This window comes from Ruegeria sp. CDSA034 (genome assembly GCF_059612275.1).
Genome location: NZ_JBXWQH010000001.1, coordinates 455176 through 479001, shown reverse-complemented (window position 1 = coordinate 479001; position 23826 = coordinate 455176). Strand labels below are relative to the sequence as shown.

At 57.5% G+C, this 23826-nt stretch carries 19 protein-coding genes; 5 read left to right on the top strand and 14 right to left on the bottom strand.

From position 1 onward, the window contains the following. Nucleotides 1–3 precede the first annotated feature (3 nt). Nucleotides 4–924 carry a citrulline utilization hydrolase CtlX gene (ctlX, locus tag AC2FLJ_RS02300; RefSeq protein WP_496695167.1) on the bottom strand — a complete coding sequence of 307 codons (921 nt, stop codon included), beginning with the start codon at nucleotides 922–924 and terminating at the stop codon, nucleotides 4–6. After that, entirely contained in the window at nucleotides 924–1844 is a 921-nt protein-coding gene (gene rocF / locus AC2FLJ_RS02295; RefSeq protein WP_282151016.1) for an arginase, read from the bottom strand. Before rocF ends, ctlX begins: the two co-directional genes overlap by 1 nt. Nucleotides 1845–1930: 86 nt before the next feature. On the opposite strand from rocF, the gene AC2FLJ_RS02290 reads away from it, so the two are divergent. Together AC2FLJ_RS02290 and mprF are read left to right on the top strand one after the other, a co-directional pair. After that, nucleotides 1931–2359 (top strand): Lrp/AsnC family transcriptional regulator, encoded by a 429-nt coding sequence (locus AC2FLJ_RS02290; RefSeq protein WP_058277712.1) that lies wholly within the window; start codon nucleotides 1931–1933, stop codon nucleotides 2357–2359. 98 nt (nucleotides 2360–2457) lie between these two features. Continuing rightward, nucleotides 2458–5067, top strand: a complete 2610-nt coding sequence (gene mprF, locus AC2FLJ_RS02285; RefSeq protein ID WP_496704351.1) for a bifunctional lysylphosphatidylglycerol flippase/synthetase MprF — start codon at nucleotides 2458–2460, stop codon at nucleotides 5065–5067. 3 nt (nucleotides 5068–5070) lie between these two features. Here the strand turns inward: mprF and AC2FLJ_RS02280 are convergent, their stop codons facing one another. The 6 genes from AC2FLJ_RS02280 to AC2FLJ_RS02255 form a co-directional block, all read right to left on the bottom strand. Continuing rightward, nucleotides 5071–6633, bottom strand: a complete 1563-nt coding sequence (locus AC2FLJ_RS02280) for an efflux transporter outer membrane subunit (protein WP_496704350.1) — start codon at nucleotides 6631–6633, stop codon at nucleotides 5071–5073. An 11-nt stretch (nucleotides 6634–6644) separates the two neighbouring features. After that, a complete protein-coding gene (locus AC2FLJ_RS02275; RefSeq protein ID WP_496704349.1) occupies nucleotides 6645–7790 on the bottom strand; it encodes an HlyD family secretion protein in 1146 nt (381 codons plus the stop codon). Nucleotides 7791–7811: 21 nt separating this feature from the next. Continuing rightward, nucleotides 7812–8174, bottom strand: a complete 363-nt coding sequence (locus tag AC2FLJ_RS02270) for a DUF3302 domain-containing protein (RefSeq protein ID WP_113788976.1) — start codon at nucleotides 8172–8174, stop codon at nucleotides 7812–7814. 34 nt (nucleotides 8175–8208) lie between these two features. Continuing rightward, complete coding sequence (locus AC2FLJ_RS02265; RefSeq protein WP_496704348.1) at nucleotides 8209–8778, bottom strand: disulfide bond formation protein B; 570 nt, start codon at nucleotides 8776–8778, stop codon at nucleotides 8209–8211. Between the two features lie 10 nt (nucleotides 8779–8788). Next, the gene (locus AC2FLJ_RS02260) at nucleotides 8789–8944 is read right to left on the bottom strand and encodes a DUF5993 family protein (RefSeq protein ID WP_199528470.1); all 156 of its coding nucleotides are present in this window, start codon (nucleotides 8942–8944) and stop codon (nucleotides 8789–8791) included. Nucleotides 8945–9060: 116 nt separating this feature from the next. Continuing rightward, entirely contained in the window at nucleotides 9061–9822 is a 762-nt protein-coding gene (locus tag AC2FLJ_RS02255; RefSeq protein WP_496704347.1) for a DeoR/GlpR family DNA-binding transcription regulator, read from the bottom strand. Nucleotides 9823–10015: 193 nt separating this feature from the next. Between AC2FLJ_RS02255 and glpD the strand changes: the two genes are divergently transcribed. After that, nucleotides 10016–11608, top strand: a complete 1593-nt coding sequence (glpD, locus tag AC2FLJ_RS02250) for a glycerol-3-phosphate dehydrogenase (protein WP_496704346.1) — start codon at nucleotides 10016–10018, stop codon at nucleotides 11606–11608. 48 nt (nucleotides 11609–11656) lie between these two features. Here the strand turns inward: glpD and AC2FLJ_RS02245 are convergent, their stop codons facing one another. The 3 genes from AC2FLJ_RS02245 to metG all read right to left on the bottom strand — a co-directional run bounded on the left by AC2FLJ_RS02245 (nucleotide 11657) and on the right by metG (nucleotide 17986). Then, entirely contained in the window at nucleotides 11657–14794 is a 3138-nt protein-coding gene (locus tag AC2FLJ_RS02245; RefSeq protein ID WP_496704345.1) for an efflux RND transporter permease subunit, read from the bottom strand. Between the two features lie 3 nt (nucleotides 14795–14797). After that, the gene (locus AC2FLJ_RS02240) at nucleotides 14798–15964 is read right to left on the bottom strand and encodes an efflux RND transporter periplasmic adaptor subunit (protein ID WP_496704344.1); all 1167 of its coding nucleotides are present in this window, start codon (nucleotides 15962–15964) and stop codon (nucleotides 14798–14800) included. 276 nt (nucleotides 15965–16240) lie between these two features. Beyond that, nucleotides 16241–17986 (bottom strand): methionine--tRNA ligase, encoded by a 1746-nt coding sequence (metG, locus tag AC2FLJ_RS02235; protein ID WP_496704343.1) that lies wholly within the window; start codon nucleotides 17984–17986, stop codon nucleotides 16241–16243. A gap of 256 nt (nucleotides 17987–18242) precedes the next feature. On the opposite strand from metG, the gene AC2FLJ_RS02230 reads away from it, so the two are divergent. Next, a complete protein-coding gene (locus AC2FLJ_RS02230; RefSeq protein ID WP_496704342.1) occupies nucleotides 18243–18959 on the top strand; it encodes an OB-fold-containig protein in 717 nt (238 codons plus the stop codon). Nucleotides 18960–18993: 34 nt separating this feature from the next. After that, nucleotides 18994–20664 carry a flotillin family protein gene (locus tag AC2FLJ_RS02225; protein WP_058273807.1) on the top strand — a complete coding sequence of 557 codons (1671 nt, stop codon included), beginning with the start codon at nucleotides 18994–18996 and terminating at the stop codon, nucleotides 20662–20664. Between the two features lie 32 nt (nucleotides 20665–20696). On the opposite strand, the gene AC2FLJ_RS02220 is transcribed toward AC2FLJ_RS02225, so the two are convergent. From AC2FLJ_RS02220 to AC2FLJ_RS02210, 3 genes are all read right to left on the bottom strand, one after another. Then, a complete protein-coding gene (locus AC2FLJ_RS02220; protein ID WP_282151027.1) occupies nucleotides 20697–21920 on the bottom strand; it encodes an MFS transporter in 1224 nt (407 codons plus the stop codon). A gap of 80 nt (nucleotides 21921–22000) precedes the next feature. After that, a complete protein-coding gene (locus AC2FLJ_RS02215) occupies nucleotides 22001–22597 on the bottom strand; it encodes a YceI family protein (protein ID WP_282151028.1) in 597 nt (198 codons plus the stop codon). Beyond that, on the bottom strand, nucleotides 22594–23808 hold the full coding sequence (locus AC2FLJ_RS02210) for an MFS transporter (protein WP_282168469.1): 1215 nt from the start codon (nucleotides 23806–23808) through the stop codon (nucleotides 22594–22596). Before AC2FLJ_RS02210 ends, AC2FLJ_RS02215 begins: the two co-directional genes overlap by 4 nt. Between the last annotated feature and the right edge of the window lie 18 nt (nucleotides 23809–23826).

Here is a 23826-nt window from a genome sequence, read left to right as displayed (position 1 = left end):
CTCCTATCGGCGGGAAAGGTGGATACCGGCGATCATGCAACGTACTGATCCTCCGGCTGTTTCAATGGTTGGAACCGACAACGGCAGCAGAGTGGCGCTGTCTTCGATAATGTCGGTCTGTTGGCGCGTCAGCGCATCTTTGGCGCGGCTGGAAAGAGCTAGCACGAGCCCATCACGACCACTAAGCTCGATGGTGTTTCCAGCAAAGTTTGCGATCTGGTCATGGGACAGATCGATGACGGTGCGACCGGATTCTTCCAATCGCGCCTGCACGGTCGCGCGGCGTTCGGCATCGATTATCATGTCGAGGCAGATCAGTGCGTAATGTGTGCCGATTCCCATCAGGACATTGGTGTGATAAACGTCTCGGCCTGCGTCGTCCCTAGCTTCGAACGCGATGGGTTCGTAGTTGAAGTTCGTGCAGAACCGCTCCAACAAAACGGGATCAGCGCGGTTTGACTTGACCGTGTAAGCGATGCGGCCGACGTGATCGAGAACCATTGCTCCGGTACCTTCCAGTGCGAGATCGTCCTGTTCCAGCCCCGAATAATCGATCACGTCCTGAACGCGGTATTCCTGTTTCAACAACTCGATAACATCTGTGCGGCGTTCGCGTCGACGCGACGGAACAAACATCGGATAGATTGCAATGTGTCCGCCGGGATGCGTCGAGAACCAGTTGTTGGGAAAGACACTGTCCGGCGTGTTTTGTTGGCCGTGATCATCAAATACATGAACTGTGACGCCTGCATCGCGCAGTTGTTCGACTGCACGATCATGTTCATCGCGCGCGGCTGCTGAAGTCGCTTCGGCGGACCGATGTGCCAGTGTCTGAAACGCATTGTCATGGCGAGTCTCTGGGTTCGACACAAACTCATGCGGTCGAACCATGACAACAGCGGAAGGAGATTGAAGGGTATTCATCAGAAACTCCGGGTCGGGCGGTCGAAGATGCGGCGGCCCAACAGGGACGCGGCCAGATCGACCATCAGTTTTGCGGTTCGTCCACGTTCATCCAGGAACGGGTTCAGTTCGACCAAATCCAGCGAGCAGACGAGGCCGCTTTCGTGCAGCAGTTCCATCGCCAGATGGGCTTCGCGTTCGGTCGCGCCGCCAGGAACAGTGGTGCCAACGGCGGGCGCAATTGAAGGGTCCAGAAAGTCGACGTCCAGCGAGACGTGCAGGATACCGTTTGCTGCGCGTACTCGGTCGAGGAACGCGATCAAAGGTGCCTTGATGCCGTGCTCATCAATGCTGCGCATGTCTGCCAGCATGGCCTGATCCTGTTCCAATCGTGCACGTTCAGCCGGATCCACGGAACGCAAACCAATCATGCCTACTCGATCCGTTGGAATCGGTGCAGCCAGCGGAGGGAATGCGTCAAACCCGGGTTGCCCGGTGAAATAGGCAACCGGTGTGCCGTGCAGGTTGCCGCTGCCGGTGCTGTCAGGTGTATGAAAGTCGCTGTGCGCGTCCAGCCAAAGCACGAACAGGGGGCGACCCATCCTGTCTGCATGTGTTGCCATCCCGGCAACTGTGCCCATGGACAAAGCGTGATCGCCGCCCATAAAAATCGGCAGTCCGTTCGGCGCGGTTTCCTGTGCGGCGCGGCTCAGGGCGCTGGTCCAGCCGATGCACTCGGGCAGCGCGACAAGGTGTGGATGCTCCGGTACATCTGACGGATCGGCGTTGACATTTCCGATATCCGACACTTGGTGCCCGAGGTCAGTCAGAGCTTGTTCCAGACCGGCCACCCGGTAGGCGTCCGGGCCCATGCGGCACCCCTGACGACGCTTACCTGCGTCCATTGGTGCGCCAACCAATATTACATTTTGCGTATCCATATGACTATCTAGACCCTCGTGATGGCTTGCGAAAAGACAGCAAAATGTTCAAAATGGCATTCGGATAAACGAAATGAGAAGCAGTCATGGACGATTTGGATAGCAGGCTGCTCAGCGCCTTGCACCGGGATGCACGGGCGTCCCTGTCCGAACTCGCCGAAACGCTGGGTGTTACGCGCACTACGGTTCGCAGCCGCCTGCAGCGCCTCAAACAGTCCGGTGAAATTGTTGGGTTCACGGTACTCACCCGTCAGGACGTGGCGCAAAGCCCGGTGCGCGGCTTGATGATGCTGGAAATCGAAGGCCGCGGAACCGAGCGCACGATGGCCCGAATTGCCGCCATGCGTCAGGTGCGTGCTGTTCACTCCACAAACGGAAGCTGGGATCTGATCGCCGAAATCTGGACCGAAACACTGGCCGAGCTGGACGAGGTGCTGTTCCAGATTCGCCGTATGGAGGGGATCACTAAGTCCGAGACCAACCTGCTGCTGTCCACCCGCAAAGGTCGGTTGTGACCCCCGTAGTGCTTTGAGCCTGAACGAAAATGTGCAAAAGTCGGCTTGCGCGTTTCGATCGTGCAGAGTGTGATCGAGCCTGAGAGCAGGGACAAAGCATGGCAACTCATGAAAATGTCGAAGAACTCTGGGCTGTACGCCTGGCCGAACGGGTTTCGGGGTTTCTTGAAAAGCCCCTTGTCCGGATCGCGATACCGATTCTGGTCACGCTTATTGCCCTGACCGTCCTGCACGAGCTGTCTTCGCACGTCAAATGGGCTGATGTAAAAACCGACGTCGCGAATACATCGTGGAAACTGATGTTTTTCGCCCTGTGCTGGACGGCTGTCAGCTTTTTATCTCTCTCACTTTACGATGTGTTTGCCGTGCAAAGTGTGGCAGATGGCGAGGTTCCTTTGCCTGTCGCAGGCATGGCTGGCGCCTGTGGTTATGCCGTGTCGAATTGCCTTGGGTTTTCTTACATTACTGGCACGGCGATCCGGTATCGGATCTATGCGTCCCTGGGCCTTGATCTGGGTCGGGTTGCGGGGGTGATTGCCACATCTTGGATCGCGTTCTGGTCAGGTTTCATTCTGCTTCTGGGTGGGTTGCTAACCTTTCATCCGGATGGCGTGTCCAAAGTTCTACCAATAAGTGACACGGTGGAAACCGTGCTAGGGCTGTGCCTGCTTGTGGGTTTCGCAACGCTGTTCATTTGGCTCTCCAAGGGCGGACGCAGACTGGCCACCGGTGGTTTGGGCTTCAATTTGCCGGGCGGCAAGTTGCCTGGATTGTTGACGCTGGCGGCTGTGGGTGACCTGTTTGGGGCGTCAATGACGCTGTACGTGTTGATGCCGGATGATCTGGGGGTCGGGTTTCCGTTCTTCTTCACCGTTTACATTGGCGCGATCGCGGTCGGAATTCTCAGCCATGCTCCGGGCGGGATCGGCGCGTTTGAGGCAACTTTAATCGCCGGGCTAGGGGCCTCGGGTCGGTCTGATGTGATCGCCGCCCTTTTGCTGTACCGGTTGATTTATACCTTCTTGCCGTTCGCCATCGCGACGCTGTCCATCGCGGTGGCTTCGGCCCTGACGAACCGACATCACATCAGCGGAGCCGCCACGTGGGTTTACCGCGTGATCCGTCCGATTGTGCCGATGGTCGCGGCCGGTGTCGCAGCTGTGGCGGGTGTCATTCTGCTGGTGTCCGGGGCGTTGCCTGCAGGCAGCGAGAAGCTTAGCGCATTGCGGGACTTTCTGCCTTTGTCCTTCGTTGAAGCTTCGCATCTTGCCGGAAGCGCTGTCGGAGTTCTACTGATCCTTGTTTCACGCGGCCTGTTCCGCAAGCTGTACCGCGCATGGATAGTGGCCATGCTGCTGATGGTTGCCGGGTTCGTCGCATCGCTGACCAAGGGTCTCGATACGCACGAAGCGATCAGCATGTTGGGCACTATCGCCTTACTGGCCACGTTTCGCGGGGCGTTTTACCGCGTCAGCGGGGCATCGATATTCCGCCTGAACATCCCGTGGCTGGTCAGCGTGGTCGCCTTGCTTTTGGTCGTCTTTTGGGTCGGGCTGTTTTCCTATTCGCATGTCGAATATCAGAACGCCTTGTGGTGGGAGTTCGCGTGGAACGGTGACGCCTCACGCTTTTTGCGATCCAGTCTTGTGGTGGCGGTTATTCTTGGCGTGGTGGCCGTGAATTCTTTGTTCGGGCGCGAGGTTCCGGAACCGGTCCGGACAGAGATCCCCGAGGTTGTTGAACGTCTGGTCATGGAGAGCGAAGACACCGAGTCGCAGATTTCACTGACCGGCGACAAGCAATTCCTGATTTCACCGGACGATGACGCATTTCTGGCATATGCCGACACGGGCAATGCGCTGATCACCAAGGGGGAACCGGTCGGGGATGAAACCGCCGGAAAGCAATTGATCTGGCAACTGCGCGAAATGGCCGACCGCGAGGGCAAGCTCTGCGCCTTCTACAGCGTATCAACTAAGTACCTGCCGACGTTTCTGGATCTGGGCCTGTCCATTCTGAAGATCGGAGAGGTCGCGCGCGTGCCGTTGAAAGATTTCTCGCTGGACGGTAAATCGCGAAAGCGGTTCCGTCAGGCCAAGAATCGGGCCGAACGCGAAGGGTATGTGTTCGAGATCCTACCGAAGGACAAAGTGGGCCCTGTGTTGCCCGAACTGCGCAAGATTTCAGACGATTGGCTGGAGCATAAGGCGGGCGAGGAGAAGGGCTTTGCCTTGGGCGGGTTTGACGATGAATACTTGTCCTATTTCGATTTCGCGGTGCTGAAGAAGGCAGATACGGGAAAGATCGTCGCCTTCGCCAACCTCTTCCAAGGCGGGAACAAGTCCGAATTGTCGTTGGACCTGATGCGGTATGAGCCGGACGGGTCAAACTTTATCATGGACGCCTTGTTTGCCGAGATGATGACCTGGGGGGCAGAGCAGGGGTTCCATTGGTTCTCGCTGGGGGCGGCACCGTTTTCGGGGATTGAGAACCGGCAACTTGCGTCTTTCTGGAACCGCGTCGGCGGGTTCGTATATGAGCACGGCGAGCAGTTCTATCACTTCGAAGGGCTGCGATCCTTCAAGCAGAAGTTCGATCCAGAATGGAGCCCGAATTACCTCGCCAGCCCCGGTGGTCTGGCAGCACCACGTATTCTGTACGAAGTGAACATCCTGATTTCAGGCGGTTTGCGCGGGCTGACGAAGTAACACTCAGTTCAGACTGGCGCGGGTCGGGGTTTTCTCCAGCAGATCGCCCCAATCCGTGCGATATGCCATTTCGGCCAGAACGGTTTCTGGCAGGAATTCTTGGTTCTGCCGGATCTGCCAGCCGCCTCCCAATCCCTTGTAAACCGCAACCAGATTGCTGGAAACCTGCTGGCGGGCCTGAATCAAATTAGCCTGAGACCGCAGTAGGGCTGTTTGGGTGTTCAGGATACGCGAATAGCTTGCGATACCGTCCCGGTACTGGTCGATGGCGATATCAGCCGCTTTGCGCGACGCCGCGACGCTTTTTTCATAAAAGCCAACTTGCTTGCGTGACTGGGCATAGGCAACCATCGCGCTTTCAACCTCGGAATAGGCGGTCAGGACGGTGTTCTGGTAATTGGCAATCAACGCCTGATAGGCCGCGTCCTGCGCGCGGACGTTGTTTTTGATCCGGCCATAGTTGAGCACGTTCCAGACTACTCCGGCATTCGCGAGCCCGGTGTTGCTGCCTGCTGAAAACAAGTCCTGCCCGCCCGAGGCCTGCAGGCCAATTGCACCTGACAGGATGAATTGCGGATAAAGGTCGGCCAAAGCGATCCCGACCTGCGCCGATTGCGTGGCCGCTGCCAACTCGGCTGCGCGAACGTCTGGACGGCGGCGCAGAAGCTCGGCGGGAACGCCAACGGACACATTTGTACGCGCAGCGGGTATCCGCCCGGAATTGCCCAGTAGGCTGGTCATGCGGGAAGGGGTCGTTCCCAGCAGCACGGCCAATGCATTCTTGGCCTGTTGAAGATCACTCTCAATCTCTGGCACCAAGGCCTTGGTATTGTTCAACAGGGCCGTGGATTCCTGCACGTCCAGCTCGGTTGTTACGCCATTGTCAAACCGCAATTGGGTCAGATCAGCAGATTCCTGTTGCAACTGGATGTTGTCGCGCGCCACGGCCAGCGACTCCTGCAAGGCACGAATGTTGACATAAAGCGCTGCAACATCGCCGGTCAGGGTGACAAGCGCGTCGTCATAGTTGGCCACTTGCAGCGCCAGATTGGATCGCGCGGCCTGAACGCCACGACGTTGCTGGCCCCACACGTCCAGCTCCCATTGGGCATCAAACCCGACTTGCGAGGTCGAAAACTCGGTGTCCAACGGAATGATCCGGCGGATATCGGATATCGGCCCGAGGTTGTCGCTGACCTGACGGCGTTCAATGGATGCACCGATGGCCTGTGATTGCGGATACAGCTCGCCAAACGCAATGCCCAACTGCGCGCGTGCCTGCAGAACGCGAGCACCGGCAACCTGCAGGTCCAGGTTCTGTGCATAGGCTTCGGCGATCAGTTTATTGAGGGTGGGGTCGTTGAACGTCTCCCACCATCTCACCACAGGCGCACTGCGCGAGGTCAGGCCGCTTTGACCAGTGCTTGGGGTGTTGACCTCGATCCATTGTTTGACGACCGGTGAGTTCGGGCGCACGAAATCCGGGCCAACTGGTGCGCAGCCGACCAGCAGCGCGGCGCAAAGGGCCGTGCCCATCAGTTGGCGGTATAATCTGGCCCGGGTCATCATATGCGTCCTTAGATATCCAATGGTCGAATGAAGTTGGCGAAGGAATAGAGACGAATGTTGATCCGGCGCAGAAACTCAAAGCTCTTGCCCTGACCGGTATAAATCGCCACGGCCGCGTGACCACCGGCAGGGAAGGTGTGCCCGTCCGGGATATCGACTGAGATCTGGACCGCGATGCGACCGGGTAATTTCGGTAGCTCAAAGCCGGGCAGGCGGCCTGACGGCAAGTATTGCCCTTGACGGGTTGCCCACCAGATCGCTTCGACTTTACCAGTCAAAATTTCACCCGGATACAGATCAAGGGCGACTTCAACGGGTTGGCCGACTTCGACAAATTTCAGGTTCTGCTGACGGTAGGTTGCAAGAATGTAAGGGTTATCCTTGGTGACAAAGCTGGCAATGGCGCCCAGGCGGATATCGCCGACGACCAGACCCGGACGGGCCTGTTGGGACACGATCATGCCGTCTTCGGGGGCGTAAATCGTGGTGTTATCCAGAAAATACTGGGCCTTGTCTAATTGCACCTGTGCCTGAAGGATGCCGGTGTTTACGCCGTCAATCTGGGAATCGAGCGCAAGCTGAGCCTTTTCCAGATTTGCCGTGGCCTCTTTGACCTGCGCCTGATCTTCGGTCACCTGTTCGTTCCAGCGATCTAGCTCGTCCTGCCGCGCACCACCTGCGGGTACGAGGTTTTCGTATCGGGCTTGCTGCGTCTGTGCGTAGGCAAGTTGCGCGTTGGCACGCTCAATGGCTTCCCCTGCGGCAATGACGTCCTGTTCAAGGATCTTGGCGTTTTGCTCGGCCGCAACCAGCTGCGCTGTGGCTCCTTCAACCTCCAGCGCGAACACGGTGTCATCAAACCGGTACAGCGGATCGCCCTTCTTGACCTCGGTATTGGGTTCAACCAGCACCTCGGTCAGGATCGTTGGCTCCGTCAAACGGGGCACGATCTGGATCGTGGAACGGACCACGTGGCTGTCGATGGAGAACGGCTGGAAAAACCGCAGGGCGACCAGAAAGATCAACAGCAGGTGTGCACCGACCCAGAAGGATACGATGCCCCACGTGATGCTGAACTTCAGCCACTGAAACTTGAAGAAAATAAGCCAGACAAAAATGATATAGAAAAGCGTAATGCCGAGGGCGACAAACATATTTTGTAGTTTCCTTTGGCGTTAGCTCTTTTGTGTTTCTTCCGGATCCAGCGGGTCGCGGTATTCTTCCGTCAACTCACCACCCAAACGCTTGATTTCTTTGCGAACCGCCTCACGCTCATCATCGGGCATACGGCGGATATCTACCACGGTTCCATCGTGGAACGCCCAGATGAAAGCATGAACCCAAGGCACGATGGCGAGAAATCCCATCCAGCCCATGATCTTAATCGCTTCGGCATGAGGGTGATTGCGTTTAATTGCGATGCGGCCCGGTAGTCCCATCACGAATAGAAACAGCGCCATGACGGCGGCCAGCAGCAAAATCAACGCAACAAATGTCAGGTAGTCGTAATAGCCAAGCGGCTGCCCAAGTAACCCCATCTTCGTGCCTCCGTTCGGGAAGGTTTCCCCATCCTCAGTTGTTGGTGCCCAGTTCGTCAATCAATTTGTAGCTGGTTGGCGGGTCGGCGCAAATGCCGGGGCCACATTCAAGCAGCGCAGAACCGGCATTCAGAACAGCCAGACCAAGCATGATGAAGAAGGCCACCTTGGCCAAGGTGCTTCCACCAAAGCGCGGCTGATCCGAAGTTTCGTCAGCGTATTGGCGATCAAACAGCAGCATAACCGCGGTGCCCAACAGGATCAGGAAAAAGCAAATGGCGGCCCAAGTGTAGTAGTGCAACCCCAACACGGGCGAGCCGTAATGACCCGTGCCGGGAACGATATGCAGTAGGATCTGGCGCACCGATACGCTGCCGCCATAAAGCGCTGCGATTAACATCAACGCATAGTGCCGCGGCCGCGCGCCGTATAGCAGGTTCAAGCCCAGCCCAACGCCCACGGCGACAAAGCCAACGCGTTGCAGCAGGCAAAGTGGACAGGGCAGCTCGTAAAGCGCCAGTTGGTAAACAAAGGCCAAAAGCAGCACAAGGCTGACGGCCAGCATGCCGATGGCGTTCAGGGTTCGGGACAGTTCTGGTGTCATCATCGCCCCCCTACAACTGGATTGTCAGTTGGCTAGTGGCGTGAAATTTCAGCCAGTACACACTCAACGCCAGCGTGAAGAAAAACAGCGCATTGGCTGCCGTTGTTTGTCGAAAATAATTCAGCCCCATGGTGGCTGTAAGTAACGCAAATAAAAGCGCTATCATGGCCCGGTTCTCCCCTTCCGTGCAACGACCGCAATGCGGCGATACTGTCAGGCGCAGGGAGGTCTGGCAAGAAAACTCTTACCAAGTTCACCTTTTAGGAGAACTACTTAGGGGGGTTATTGGCACACGCGAAGGTCGGTCTTCCACGCCTGACACCTCTTGCTTAGGCGGTCCGTCAGAGGCCGATCGGTGTAGAACGTGTCGATCTCAGCCAACGAGGTGATACGCGCGGGCGCTGCACGCTGGAATTTTGAATGATCGGCCACAAGAAAGGGGCGCCGTGTCTGGGCCAGGATCGTCTGGCTCACTTGGACCTCTTGAAAATCAAAATCCAATAGGTCGCCATCGGCATCAAGTGCCGAGCAGCCGATAACCGCATAATCGAATTTGAAGTGCCGGATGGTTGAGACCGTCAGATTGCCGACCAGCCCGCCATCCGATCTGCGCAGGACACCACCCGCGACGACGATTTCGCAATCGGCGTTCTCCGCCAATATATTGGCGACATTCATGTTGTTGGTGACGACCATCAGGTTCTTGTGGTTCACCAATTGGCGCGCAACCGCCTCGGTCGAAGTACCGATGTTCATGAAAACCGACGCGCCGTCCGGGATGTCTCGGGCGCAGGCCGACGCAATACGCGCTTTGGCCTCATCGTTCAGGGCGCGGCGATCCTCATAGCCAATATTGGAAACGCCCGAGCGAATTACGGCCCCGCCATGAACCCGGTCCAGCTTCCCCAGATCCGCCAGCTCAGACAAGTCGCGGCGTATAGTCTGAACCGTGACCCCGAACTGAGCGGCCAGGTCATCCACCATCACACGGCCATCCTTTCTGGCGATGTTCAGAATGTCTGACTGACGAAAGGAAAGGGACATGATCGGCTCCGAAACGGTGTGGGTTCGTTTTTGTTCTAGTTTCGAAGGGTTTCCAAGAGATCTGTTTGGCCACACTTTTGAAACACTTCGATTTGTGGTGATAAAGCGAAAAAAAACGAAAGTAAACATTGACGAAACGCGCGTTCATCGGGTTAATGACCCCGGTTTTTCAAACAAAGAGAATCATCCGGACATGGAACGGCACACGGACAAGGTCACGGACCTTTTCATCATTGGTGGTGGGATTAACGGGTGCGGAATAGCGCGCGATGCGGCCGGGCGCGGATTGTCCGTGACATTGGCCGAGATGAACGATCTTGCTTCGGCGACGTCTTCGGCCTCGACAAAGCTGTTTCATGGCGGCCTGCGGTATCTGGAGTATTTCGAATTCCGTCTGGTGCGCGAGGCGTTGATCGAGCGTGAAACACTACTGCGGGCGATGCCGCATATCAGCTGGCCGATGCGGTTTGTATTGCCGTATCACAAGGATATGCGGTTCGATTCGGAAACGCCGACCTCGCGACTTCTCAGCACAGTAATGCCTTGGATGAAGGGACGGCGCCCGGCGTGGCTGATCCGTCTGGGTCTGTTTATGTATGACCATCTGGGGGGGCGCAAAATCCTGCCGGGGACAAGCTCACTGGATCTGCAAAGCGCGCCGGAAGGCGGGCCGTTGCAGAACAAGTTTCACACAGCCTACGAGTATTCCGATTGCTGGATCGAGGATTCACGGTTGGTTGTGCTGAATGCCCGCGATGCCGAGGCACGCGGGGCGAATATCCTGGTACGGACCGAAGTTCTGGCGGCCAAACGCGTCGATGATCTGTGGGAAATTACCATCCGCGATAAGCAGAGCGGCGACACGCAGACGGTGCAGGCTAAAATGCTAATCAACGCAGGTGGACCTTGGGTTGGGGACATCATCCAGAACAAGATCCACGTTGACTCTCGCGAAGGCGTGCGCCTTGTACGCGGCAGCCATATTGTGACGCCCAAGCTTTATGATCACGACAAATGCTATTTCTTTCAGGGTGAAGACGGGCGCATCATTTTCTCCATTCCGTATGAGCGCGATTTTACGCTGATCGGCACAACGGACCAGGATCATCCAGACCCGGCAGAGCTCCCGATCTGTACGGAGACCGAGCAGGACTATCTGTGCGCGTTTGCCTCGAAGTACTTCCAAAAACCGGTTACGCGCGATGACATCGTGTGGACCTATTCTGGTGTGCGTCCGTTGTATGACGACGGGGCCAGCAGCGCCACTGCGGCGACGCGGGATTATACGCTGAAAGTTGACGCGCAGGGTGGGGCGCCAGTGCTGAATGTCTTTGGTGGCAAGATCACCACCTATCGGCGCCTCGCCGAGAGTGCGATGGACAAAGTGTCCGAGCATTTCCCCGATCTTCCCGGCCCTTGGACTGCGGGCGTTTCGCTTCCGGGCGGCGATTTTCCAGTTGGTGGCGTACCGGATTTGGTCGAGGCACTGTTGGCCGACTACCCGTTTCTGGACCGTGTCTGGGCGCAACGTCTGGTTCGCGCTTATGGCACTGAGGTCAAGACAATTTTGGGCGACGCCAAGTCCGTATCGGATCTGGGCGATGACTTCGGTGCAACGCTAACCGCGCGGGAACTGGCGTGGCTGATGGATAAGGAATATGCGTGCACGGCCGAAGATGTTGTCTGGCGCAGAAACAAGATGGGTCTGCGGTTAAGTGCCGAGCAGATCACTGGTATTCAAGGCTGGATGGATAGCAAAACCAAACCCGTCGCAGTGAACGCCTGACCAAAAAGGTAAAAAGCCCCGCCAGTTTGGCGGGGCTGTTGTTTTGGATCACGCGGCCTCTTCTGATGGGCCCGGATCATCTTTGGTTCCCTTGATCCATTCCCGCATCCCCTGCAGCAGGGCGTATAGGACCGGCACTAGGATCACGCCGACCAGAGTAGCTGCCAGCATCCCGCCGAACACGGCGACACCGATGGCTTTCTGGCTGGCGGCACCCGCGCCGCTGGCCGCCAGAAGCGGCACAACTCCCAGCAGGAAGGACAGGGCGGTCATCATCACCGCGCGGAAACGCTGAAAGGCGGCCTCGGCTGCGGCGTCTTTGACCGACAACCCTTTGGCGCGTTGTTCCATCGCGAATTCAACGATCAGAATGCCGTTCTTCGAGGCCAACCCCACAAGCATGATCATCCCGATCTGCGTATAGAGGTTGATGTCGCTGCCCACGATAGCCACGGCCGCCACCGCCCCGAACAAGGCGACGATCACCGATAGCAGGATCGACACAGGCAAGGTCCAACTCTCGTATTGCCCCACAAGGAATAGGTATCCGAACAGGATCGCCAGACCGAGGATGATCACAACCAGACCACCGGTCGCCAATTGCTGCTGCGCGGTCCCGGTCCATTCAAAGGCATAGCCCGGGGGAAGGGCAGTCGTGGATTCCTCGGTCATGACAGTGATCGCGTCACCAGTGGATAACCCAGGCGCCGGAACCGCCGTTACTGTCGCCGAACGGAACAGGTTGTGACGTTTCAGCAGGACCGGACCCAGTACGTTTTCGACATCAATGAGCGTACCCAGAGGCACCATCTCACCCTTGGTCGAGCGCACATACAGGTTCGAGATATCGTCGACATTATCGCGATAAGAACCGTCGGCCTGAATCATCACGCGATACACGCGCCCGAACAGGTTGAAGTCGTTCACATAGTAGGACCCCAACTGCGCCTGCATCGTCTGGAACACCTCAGCCACCGAGACTTGCAGCGTCTTGGCCTTTTCTCGATCCAGATCCACGAACAACTGAGGAACGTTGGCCCGGAATGTGGTGTAGGCCTGCCCGATTTCCGGTCGTTGGTTGGCCGAATAGACGAAAGAGCCGACTGCAGACGCCAAGTCCTGAGGCGTACCGCCTCCGGTCTGCTGCACCTCCATCTCCACACCTGCCGAGTTGCCCAGACCCTGAATGGGGGGGGGGTTGAACGCGATTATCGATGCGGCAGTTTCACCATAGGCAATCGCCAGAACTTTCTGCAGGATCGCATCAGCGCTCAGATCATCTTCTTTTCGTTCATCCCAGTTGTCGAGGTTCACAAAGATCGCGGCGCCGTTTGTCGTTGTGCCGTTCAGGATCGAGAACCCGTTGATCAGAACTGTGCTTGCGACGCCGGGGATCTGTTGGATCTGTGCGTCGACACGTGCAGTGACCGTTTCGGTCCGTTCCAACGTTGCGGCGTCTGGCAGTTGCACATCCACGAACAGATATCCGTTGTCTTCCAGCGGAAGGAAACCACTCGAAGTGTTGGACATGATCGTGCCTGTGCCCATGGCCAGCGCTACGATGATGCCCAGACCGATGATCGGCAGGATCAGCAATTTGCGTACGATGGCGACATAGCCACTGCGAACGCTACCGATGAAGTTTTCGAACACCGCCAACAACCCTTTTGGCGGGCCGGACCGTGCTTGCAACACCAGACCGCACAACGCAGGAGACAGTGTCAACGCGTTGATTGACGAGATCACCACAGCGGTCGAGATTGTCACAGCGAACTGCGAATAAAGCCGTCCCGAGATGCCGGGCATAAAGGTGACTGGTACGAACACCGCCAACAGAACCAACGTGGTTGCTATAACCGGACCGGTGATCTGCCCCATCGCCTTGCGCGTTGCCTCAGCCGGTGGAAGCCCTTCGTCGGCGATGATCCGTTCGACGTTTTCGACCACAACGATCGCGTCATCCACAACGATCCCGATGGCCAGCACCAGCGCGAACAAAGAGATCGTGTTCAGCGACATACCGAAAAGCAGCAAGAACGCGAATGTCCCGATCAACGACACGGGGATCGCAACCGCCGGAATGATCGTCGCGCGCCAGCTTCCAAGGAAGACAAACACCACCGAGATCACAAGGATGAAGGTCAGGATCAGGGTCGAGACCACGTCATTCAGCGACTGTTTGACAAAGTCTGTGGTGTTGAAAGGTACGGCGTATTCCACATCCGTCGGGAAGGTTCGGGACAATCGCTCAAGCTCGGCCTCGACACGGTCCGACACGGCCAGCGCATTCGCGCCAGGGGCCTGATAAATGCCGATTACCGTGGCCGGGACACTGTCGAAATAGCCCGAAGCCGCATAATATTCTGCACCCAGCTCGACCCGCGCGATGTCCTTGACCCGTACGATTGAACCGGCATCCCCGGTTCGGATGACAATGTCGCCGAACTCTGCGGCCGAGGTCAGGCGGCCCTTGGTTTTGATCGTGTATTGAAAGGTCTGCCCTTCCGGGACCGGAGGAGCGCCGATGGAACCGGCCGAAACTTCGACGTTTTGTTCCTGAATTGCATTGATCACGTCACCGGGTGTGATGGACAAAGCAGCCATCTGATCCGGGTCCATCCAGATCCGCATGGCGTATTCCAGATTGGTTAGAACGTCGGCTTTACCCACACCCTGAACACGCGCCAGCGCGTCTTTCAGGTTGATCGAAGCATAGTTGGACAGAAAGACACTGTCATAAGTCTCATTCGGCGAAGTCAGCGTCACCAGCAACAGCATGTTGGTGGATGCTTTTTGAGTAACCACGCCAGATGAGGTCACTTCGGCAGGCAGGGACGACATGGCCTGAGCCACGCGGTTCTGCACGTTGACTGAGGCGATGTCCGGGTCGGTGCCCACTTCGAATGTGACGTTGAGCGAATAGGATCCGTTATCTGCCGAGGTCGACGTCATGTAGATCATGTCGTCCACACCGTTGACCTGCGCCTCGATCGGTGCGGCGACGGTGTTTTCAACGGTTTCGGCGTTGGCGCCGGTATAGGTGGTCGTCACGCTGACCACCGGTGGCGTAATGTCCGGGAACTGTGCGACCGGCAGAACCAAATAGCCGATGCCGCCCATGATCGTTAGGACCAGCGAAATAACTAGGGCCAGCTTGGGCCGGCTAATGAACAGGGCTGAGAACATCCGTTATTCTCCCGGCTGTTCAGAGGCGACGACGGCATCCACCGCGACGCCCGGACGAACCCGCTGCAGGCCCTCAACGATCACGCTTTCACCTTCGCGCAGACCATCTGTCACAATAATCGCTGTCCCAACCACGTCGCCGGTTGTGATGTAGCGCTGTTCGACCATCTGCTTGTCATTCACCACCAGCACGAACTCACCGCGCTGATCGCGTTGCAATGCGGCCTGAGGGACCAGCACCTGAAGGGTCGGTTCCAATGCCTCGATTTGAACACTCAGGAATTGGCCGTCGATGATAAACCGATCGGTGTTAGGGAACTCAGCGCGGAGGGTGATCGCACCTGTCAGAGGGTCGATGCGGTTGTCCACAAAAACAATCTCACCTGTTTCGTCGAGCTTGGTTCCGTTGGGCAGGGTCAGGTGTACATTCGGGCTTTTGTTGCTTTCAGCCAGTGAAGCTGCGCTCTCTCCAACCTGTTCGAGGACCGAGGTAAATTGTTTTTCGTTTAACGAGAAATTTACATAAATCGGAGCTTCGCTTACCAGGTTGACGAGCGGAGGATTTGTCGGCCCCACAACGTCGCCTACGCTGGTTTCCACACGTCCAATCCGCCCGTCAAACGGCGCGTGGATCTCGGTATAACTCAGGTCCAACTCTGCTTGTTGGATGGCAGCGTGAGCGGCCTTGACCTCGGCCTCGGCGACCAGTTCATTGGCGCGGGCGATGTCACGCTCGGACTCCGGGGTGGCATCGCGTTTGTACAGCTCTTCCTTTCGGGCCAGATCGACCTTGGCAAGCTCCAGATTGGCCTCCGCCCGGTCCAGATCGGCTTTCCGGGCCTCCAGGGTCGCCTCATAAAGATCGGGTTCGATCGTAAACAACAGGTCGTCTTTTTTGATAAGCGCACCGTCTTCCACATCCTGAGTTTCAAGAAAGCCGTTCACGCGGGCGACAATATCCACCTTGTTAATGGCCTCGGCGCGCCCGATGAACACGGCCTCATCTGTAATTTCTTCGGTATAGGCCGCTGCAATAGACACTTTCGGCGGCGGCGCGTCGCTTTGATCCTGGGCTAGCGCCGTGAACGAGGCGCCCAAACTAGTCAGTGCCGCGATGGCCAAGACCGGACCTCTGTGTCGGAAAAAGGAATTCTTTAATGCAAGGGACATGGCGGGCGCCTCATTAGACCTAAGGATATTGCGCCGGGGCGGCTCTGTTGCCTCGACGAGTCGTGCTGATTTCTTGGCAGGATGGCCGTTTTGGAACTTTATCTCAAGCTTCTTGAATGCGTCAGCCGGGTGGTGCGCCCGGAAATTATTCCGGTTTCAAGCGGACTTACGCCAAGATCCTATGGAGTTTTGGCGCCCAAACCCGGTTTTTGCCCCATTTCAAATGAAAACGGAGGCCAAATGGCCTCCGTAACTATGGTGTTGTGATCCAAAATCTCAGTCGCGCTGCCCCGCGAACCTGGATTGCCAGTCTTCGCGTTGTTCGTCCGTGATCTTGGCGAACAGAACGTCCGGCACCGTGAATGCGTGACCGGCGGGCAGGGCGTCCAGCGCGGCCGCAACATCGTCGGGCCAACTGGTGTCCAAAGTGTTCATTGCGCTTAGCATCTTGGCCGAGGCTTCAGGGATGAACGGTGCGCTGAGTACGGCGTAGAGGCGGATCAGATTCAGGCCCAGACGCACCTGAGCGGCGGCCTGTTCAGGGTCTTCCTTGAAGGTCGACCACGGGGCGGCAGCCTGCAGGTATTCGTTGCCCGCAACCCAGATCGCTCGCAATTCCTGCGCGGATTTGCGAACCTCCATCGCCTCCATATGCGCTTCATACGCGCGGACTCGTTTGGACAGCTCATCAATCAGCGCTTGCTCGCGGTCGCCATAAGCGCCACCTTCAGGAACTGCCTCACCAAACTTAGAGCGGCAAAACTTTGTAATGCGGCTGACAAAGTTACCCAGAACATCCGCGAGGTCCTTGTTCACCGACTGCTGGAAGTTCTCCCACGTGAATTCGCTGTCGCTGCTTTCGGGCGCATGGCTCAAAAGCCACCAGCGCCAGTAGTCGGCCGGCAGGATTTCCAACGCCTGATCCATGAACACACCACGGCCCTGGCTGGTCGAGAATTGACCACCATCGTAGTTCAGGTAGTTGAACGACTTAATGTAGTCGACAAGCTTCCAACGTTCGGATGACCCAGATTCTTCGTTGTACGTATTGGTGCCCAAAACTGTTGCTGGGAAGGAAAGGGTGTGGAAGGGCACATTGTCCTTGCCCATGAACTGGACATAACGGACATCATCCGCTCCTTTGTCGGTGCGCCACCAGCGCTCCCAGTCGGCCTCGGTCCTGCCGTTGGCATCCGCCCATTCCTTGGCGCAGGCGATGTATTCGATCGGCGCGTCGAACCAGACGTAGAAGACCTTGCCCTCCATCCCCGGCCAGTCCTGATCGCCCTTCTTGACTGGAACGCCCCAGTCCAGATCGCGGGTAATGCCGCGATCCTGTAGACCGTCGCCGTCATGCAGCCATTTTTTGGCAATCGAGGTGGTCAGGATCGGCCAGTCGTTCTTGCTATCAATCCATGCATCCAATTGGTCCTTCATCGCTGATTGACGCAGGTACAGGTGCTTGGTCTCGCGCACCTCCAGATCGGTCGATCCGGAAATGGCCGAACGCGGCTCGATCAGGTCGGTCGGGTCCAGCTGTTTGGTGCAGTTTTCACACTGGTCGCCCCGCGCGCGCTCATAACCGCAGTTGGGACAGGTACCTTCAATGTAGCGGTCAGGAAGAAAGCGGCCATCGGCGTTGGAATAGACCTGTTTTTCGCTGACTTCGCGGATCAGCCCAGAATCGTCCAACTTCCCGGCAAAATGTTGGGTCAGCGTCTTGTTCTGTTCGCTGGACGAGCGGCCAAAATGATCAAAGCTCATTCCAAAACGCTTGGCGATGTCGGCCTGCACCTCGTACATATCCGCACAATACTCGGCCACTGGCTTGCCCGCTTTCGCTGCGGCCAGCTCGGCAGGTGTGCCGTGTTCGTCCGTGGCGCAAAGGAACATGACCTCGTTCCCCCGGCCACGCAGGTAGCGCGCGTACAGATCAGCCGGCAATTGCGAGCCGATCAGGTTACCGAGGTGCTTGATCCCGTTGATGTAAGGGATCGCTGAGGTGATGAGAATCCGAGCCATGTTCCGTTTCCGCGTAACTGTCTGCGCGCCCGTCTACATTATGTAACCGGCCAGCAAAACCCCGGCTTTGGTTCGGACGTCATTTTAGGCACGGGTCGCCGGGAAAATCGGCCTGAGTTGCAGCCTTGGATTGCATCGTATTCTCCGCATGCAATACCTCAGAGTTGTAAATTAGAATCACAAACTCTTGAATTTCCGCAATGACTTCCCATCTATCATGTATACCACAGTATACAATAACGAGGGCAAACAACTGATGTTCGACTTTCTGCTTGAGGGTGCATTTGTACCCTTCACTTTGGCGCTTGCGCTTCTGTTCGGCCTGCTTGTGCTGGAACTGATCGCATTGGTCCTGGGTGGAAGCCTTATGGCGGGCGAGGGCGATGTCGATCTGGATGTTGTGGATGCCCCCGATCTGGATGTCGGTGATTTCGGTCTGGATATTGATGCCGACATGGATCTGGGCGATTTCGAATTGGCCGAGATTGAGGCAGACGCGCCAGGCGCGGTCTCTGCGGGACCTTTAGCGTGGCTGGGGATCGGCAAAGTACCGTTCATGATCTGGCTGGTGGTTCTGCTGGCAGGCTTCGGTTTGTCCGGTATGGGCCTGCAACTGACGCTGCGCGACCTGTTAGGCTTTGACCTTCCGCCTTGGATGGCCGCGATTTCCGCCGGTGCCTTTGGCCTGTGGTTTGCACGTGGCTTTGGCGGCATCTTTGCTCGTCTGCTGCCCAAGACCGAAACCGAGGCGATGTCGGAGCGCCTGCTCGCCCGTCGCCGCGGCGTGATCACCCAAGGCACCGCTTCGCGCGGACGCCCCGCCGAGGTGCGCGTCATGGATCGATTTGGCAATACCCACTACCTGCGCGCCGAGCCGTTGCAGGACAAGGACACGCTTGAGCAGGGCACCGATGTGCTTGTGCTGCGCGACCGACGGCGCGACCGGTTCGTTCTGGTCGGCATGTCTGAATAACCAAAATTTCTAACCCCATCACGGAGGATTTTGCATGGAACTCACATTCCTAGCCGTCACAGTTGTGACCATTCTGGCAGTAGTTTTGTTTATCGGCCTTGTGCTTGGCCGTCTTTACCGCCGCGCGACCCGAGAGATCAGCCTGGTGAAAACCGGTGCTGGCGGTAAGAAAGTCATAATGGATGGTGGCGTCATCGTCGTGCCGTTGCTGCACGAAGTCAGCCCCGTCAACATGAAAACCCTGCGTCTTGAGGTTCAGCGCAGCGGCGAGGCTGCTCTGATCACCAAAGACCGGATGCGTGTCGATGTGGGCGTCGAGTTCTACGTCTCGGTCATGGCGACAGAAGAGGGCATCGCACGTGCTGCGCAAACCCTTGGCGACCGGACGTTCGACGTCGAACAGTTGCGGGAAATGATCGAAGGCAAATTGATCGACGGTCTGCGCGCTGTTGCGGCCCAGATGACGATGGACGGTCTGCACGAAAACCGCGCTGACTTTGTGCAAGAGGTGCAGAATGCGGTGTCCGAAGACCTTCTAAAGAACGGTCTGTCCCTGGAATCTGTTTCGCTGACTGCATTGGACCAGACGCCGTTTGAGGCGCTGGACGAGAACAACGCCTTTAACGCTGTGGGTATGCGCAAATTGGCCGAGGTGATTGCCACCTCAAAGAAAGAGCGTGCGCAGATTGATGCCGATGCCGAGGTCGAAGTGCGCCGTGCAGCGATGGAAGCTCAGCGTCAGAAGCTGTTGATCGAAAAGGACGAAGAGCAGGCGCGCATCGAGCAGACGCAGCAGATCGAAACGCTGCGCGTGGCGCAAGAGGCCGAGGTTGCAGCCCGGACCGAAGACTCGGTACGCGAAACGGAACGCGCACGGATCGGCCGTGAAGAAGCCATTCGCGCCGCAGACATCGAGCGTGAGCGTAAAATCCGCGAAGCCGAGATCTCGAAAGAGCGTGAACTGGAAGTCGCCGAGCAAGAGCGCCAGATCATCATCGCGCAGAAATCCGAAGAGGAAAGCCGCGCCCGTGCATCTGCAGATCTTGCCCGTGCCGAGGCAACCAAAGCGACCGAAGCCGTGGCGACCGCGCAGAAGGTGGCCGAGGCCGAGCGTATCAAGCAGATCGCACTGATCGAAGCCACACGTGAGGCCGAGCGTCAGGCAACCGCGATCCGACTGGCTGCGCAAGCTGACAAAGAGGCCGCTGCTGACCGCGCCGAAGCCCGCCGTGAAGAGGCGCAGGCCGAAGCGGACGCTCTGAACATTCGGGCTGAGGCCAAGAAGAACGACATGCTGGCCGAAGCCGAAGGTAAGCGTGCGATCGTCGAAGCAGATAACGTGCTGTCAGTGGATCAGATCCGCATGAAGGTTGATCTGGCGCGGATCGAAACCATGCCGTCGATCATCGCGGAGATGGTTAAACCAGCTGAGAAGATCGACTCGATCAAGATCCATCAGGTTGGCGGAATCGGTGGCACGAATGGCGGTGGCGCATCGAACGGCGACAAGCCGGTCGTCAACCAGGCGCTGGACTCGATCATGGGAATGGCGGTGCAGATGCCCGCACTCAAGAAGCTGGGCGAAGAGCTTGGCCTGTCGATGGAAAACGGTGTCGGGGGTGTCGTCAACGGTGCGCTTGAATCGACGGTTGAACCTGCCGAAGAAGGCGGCGTGATCGAAGAAGGATCGCGGACAGAACACTAATCGAAAGGGGCCGGGGTTTTCCCGGCCCTTTTTTATTGCCTTTCACGCGACCGTTTCAGCAAACGACCAATCGTGAACGACGTGCGTGGCGCGTAGACATAGTTGGTTCGCTCTTCCGGTGTCGGGCGTGAGCGCATTCGGGCCAGGCCAAAGATGATCAGGAAAACATGGCCGACCGCTACAAATGCAAACAGGGCTCCGGGTCCGAACTGCTGAATCAATGTCGAAGAGATATAGGGTGAGGCTATCGCACCCAAAGCGAACCAGAACATCAGCGCCGCGGATAGCTCGACCCGTTCTTCTGCCGTTGCGAAGTCGTTCGCATGGGCAGAAGAGACTGAGAAGATCGGGAAGGTTGTCAGGCCAAAGAAAACAGCGGCCAGCATGACGCCCACCGTTCCCGTTCCGCTGGCCGCCATTGTGACACCGCTGCTGACGACCGCAGCAACGGACAGCCAGATCAGCACCCAACGCCTGTCATATTTGTCGGCCAGCCAGCCAACTGGGTACTGCGCCAGTGCGCCACCCAATACGAATGACGCCAGGAAGAATGCGATTTGGTCAACGTCCAACCCGACTTCCTGACCGTAAACTGGGCCGACCATTCGGAAGGATGCAGAGCTGAGCGCAGCGACGATTACCCCTGCAACGGCCAGAGGCGAACTGCGCCAGGCCAATTTGGGTCTCAACCGAGGGGCGTCGGGTGTTTTTGGCTGACTGGCCCGTGTCAACGTCAACGGTAACAGGGACGCGCAGCACAGGATCGCCAGCAAGTTGTAGGACACGTATGAAGCAGGCGGCAAAACCGCGATGATCAACTGCGCACACAAAGACGCGCCCATATCCGCAATGCGATAGGTCCCCATGGCGCGGCCGCGCGTTTCGTTTGTGACTTTGGCATTCAGCCATGCTTCGATCACCGTATAGGCCCCGGCGACACAGGTTCCAGACGCGACCCGAAGGGCTGCCCAGATGTACGGGTTTTCGGTCAACGTATGCCCAATAAGACCCATAGCGCCCAAGGCCGTACAGACTGCGAAGGCCCGCGAATGACCGACGCTGCCCATTAGGCGGGGGGCCCACCAGCAGCCAATGAAGAAGCCAAGAAAGTGCGCCGAACCCAACATACCGATTTGTCCGGTTGAGAACCCAAGCGTGATACCCGAGATCGCATCCAAAGGACCAACGCCGCCCGTTGAGAGCTGCAGAAGAATGACGGAAAGAAACAGGGCGGCAAAAGAAATGATCGTTCGCATAGTGCGCCCAGCATTACCCCATCAGCGAGCGTTGCGCGTGATAATTCGACCTCTGCGCGTCGTTTTTTGTCCTTTGGGTGTCAGGCCTTGCGGGTCAACTCGGCCCGGATGTTCAAAGACACGGTATCGGCGACCAGATCGGGATAACCAGAGGCGCCGAACTCGTGGCGGTTCAACGCGCCCGACAGTCGAATTGACAAAGCGTTCAGGTCATCAGCCTCAGTTCCGGGTTCGCGGTACAGATTGGCTTGCAGGGTCACAGGGCGCGTGACCCCACGCACCGTCAGGTCTCCGGTGATAGTTGCGCCTTCGGAAATGCGGCCGGTGGGGCCAAGCTGTATCCGGGTGGATTTGAACGTAATGCTCGGAAATTCCTGCGCGTTTAGCACGCTTTTGCTTAGCATCGGGCCGCGGGCAAAGGGCAGCCGGGTGCGCGCCGCGGCTACATTCAGCACGACGGTGACACGGCTGTTTTGCAACTGATCCGTGTCGACTCGAATATCTGCCGATTGGATCGGCATCGTGCCTGACTGCGCAACCCCCGAGAGCATGAATGAAAAACCGACGGACGTCCCGGCTCGAGACAATTCATATTGGACCAACGCAGCATGAGTGGGCCGCGCCAACGGAATACTCGCCAGACCCGCAATCAGAAAGCGCCGCGTCAATGATCTCATGCCAAAACCTCTTGTTTGTGGGGGCGCGAGCGTCTGAGCAGAAACAGCAGAATTCCGATGTTCAGGCCATTCCATAGAATGCCGTTCACGAAGGCCAGTTGGTAATTACCGGTCACGTCGTAAATCCAGCCGGACATCCACCCCCCCAGCGCCATGCCCATGATCGTCATCATCATGACAAACCCCACACGCGCGCCGGCTTCTCGCGGGGGCATATATTCGCGCACGACAAGGGCATAGCCGGGAACGATGCCGCCTTGTGACAGGCCAAAAAGCAGGCTGATCAGGTAGAGTGAGACCATCCCGTCATAGGGAAGGAACAGAAACAGCGCGAGGCATTGCAGGACCGAGCCGATCAGAACCGTCAGAACGCCGCCCAGTTGATCGGCGACCATGCCTGATATTACTCGGCTGATCACACCTCCGAACAGCATCAGGGACAACATCTCGGCGCCGACTGTGGGTCCGTAACCCAGACCGACGCAATAGGACACGATATGCACCTGAGGCATCGACATCGCGACACAGCACGAAATACCGGCCAGACCGAGGATGTATTGAAGTGTCCGGGGGGAAATGCCAACGCTGCGCGCCTTGATTTGTGCGGCCGACGCGGCGGTGCTGTGCGCCTCGGCCGGGACCTGTCGACGCAACAGTAGGGATAGGGGAATGACGACAAGCAGCGTTATGACGGCCAGCGTCAGGTAGACCTGCTGCCAGCCGTCGCGCGCGAGTATACCGGACAGCAATGTCGGCCAGATGGCCCCAGACAGATAGTTTCCGCTTGCCACCAGACCCACAGCGATCCCGCGCCGTTTCATGAACCAGTGCGAGATGTCGGCGATCAATGGTCCAAAGCCGATGGATGCCCCGAGGCCCAACAGAAGATGTGCGACCGACAACATCACAATATTGGGCGCCAGTGTCGCCAGCAGATAGCTGGTCGCGCTGAGGATTGCGGCCCCGATTAGGGCTTTGGTCACGCCCAGCCGATCCACCAATTGCCCCATCCAAAAATTGCCAAGGGCGAACCCGATCATGGCCAATGTGTAAGGCATCGCGGCCTCGGCACGTCCGGCGTTGAATTGGGTTTCGATGGCAGGCATCACAACGATGACGGCCCACATTCCCACATTGGCCACGGTTGCGATGATCAAAGTGATCGCAAGTCGCAGCCAGGAGTATCGGCTATCGTGGATCGCGTGGCTCATCCTGAAACGCTAGGGCTC

What these genes read in the sequence shown, in the direction of transcription:
- AC2FLJ_RS02270 (WP_113788976.1), bottom strand. Translation starts at nt 8,174, where the DNA reads ATGGGGTTACTTGGGCAGCCGCTTGGCTATTACGACTACCTGACATTT.
- AC2FLJ_RS02245 (WP_496704345.1), bottom strand. Translation starts at nt 14,794, where the DNA reads ATGTTCTCAGCCCTGTTCATTAGCCGGCCCAAGCTGGCCCTAGTTATT.
- mprF (WP_496704351.1), top strand. Translation starts at nt 2,458, where the DNA reads ATGGCAACTCATGAAAATGTCGAAGAACTCTGGGCTGTACGCCTGGCC.
- ctlX (WP_496695167.1), bottom strand. Translation starts at nt 924, where the DNA reads ATGAATACCCTTCAATCTCCTTCCGCTGTTGTCATGGTTCGACCGCAT.
- glpD (WP_496704346.1), top strand. Translation starts at nt 10,016, where the DNA reads ATGGAACGGCACACGGACAAGGTCACGGACCTTTTCATCATTGGTGGT.
- AC2FLJ_RS02220 (WP_282151027.1), bottom strand. Translation starts at nt 21,920, where the DNA reads ATGCGAACGATCATTTCTTTTGCCGCCCTGTTTCTTTCCGTCATTCTT.
- AC2FLJ_RS02240 (WP_496704344.1), bottom strand. Translation starts at nt 15,964, where the DNA reads ATGTCCCTTGCATTAAAGAATTCCTTTTTCCGACACAGAGGTCCGGTC.
- rocF (WP_282151016.1), bottom strand. Translation starts at nt 1,844, where the DNA reads ATGGATACGCAAAATGTAATATTGGTTGGCGCACCAATGGACGCAGGT.
- metG (WP_496704343.1), bottom strand. Translation starts at nt 17,986, where the DNA reads ATGGCTCGGATTCTCATCACCTCAGCGATCCCTTACATCAACGGGATC.
- AC2FLJ_RS02280 (WP_496704350.1), bottom strand. Translation starts at nt 6,633, where the DNA reads ATGACCCGGGCCAGATTATACCGCCAACTGATGGGCACGGCCCTTTGC.
- AC2FLJ_RS02215 (WP_282151028.1), bottom strand. Translation starts at nt 22,597, where the DNA reads ATGAGATCATTGACGCGGCGCTTTCTGATTGCGGGTCTGGCGAGTATT.
- AC2FLJ_RS02225 (WP_058273807.1), top strand. Translation starts at nt 18,994, where the DNA reads ATGGAACTCACATTCCTAGCCGTCACAGTTGTGACCATTCTGGCAGTA.
- AC2FLJ_RS02290 (WP_058277712.1), top strand. Translation starts at nt 1,931, where the DNA reads ATGGACGATTTGGATAGCAGGCTGCTCAGCGCCTTGCACCGGGATGCA.
- AC2FLJ_RS02230 (WP_496704342.1), top strand. Translation starts at nt 18,243, where the DNA reads ATGTTCGACTTTCTGCTTGAGGGTGCATTTGTACCCTTCACTTTGGCG.
- AC2FLJ_RS02210 (WP_282168469.1), bottom strand. Translation starts at nt 23,808, where the DNA reads ATGAGCCACGCGATCCACGATAGCCGATACTCCTGGCTGCGACTTGCG.
- AC2FLJ_RS02255 (WP_496704347.1), bottom strand. Translation starts at nt 9,822, where the DNA reads ATGTCCCTTTCCTTTCGTCAGTCAGACATTCTGAACATCGCCAGAAAG.
- AC2FLJ_RS02260 (WP_199528470.1), bottom strand. Translation starts at nt 8,944, where the DNA reads ATGATAGCGCTTTTATTTGCGTTACTTACAGCCACCATGGGGCTGAAT.
- AC2FLJ_RS02275 (WP_496704349.1), bottom strand. Translation starts at nt 7,790, where the DNA reads ATGTTTGTCGCCCTCGGCATTACGCTTTTCTATATCATTTTTGTCTGG.
- AC2FLJ_RS02265 (WP_496704348.1), bottom strand. Translation starts at nt 8,778, where the DNA reads ATGACACCAGAACTGTCCCGAACCCTGAACGCCATCGGCATGCTGGCC.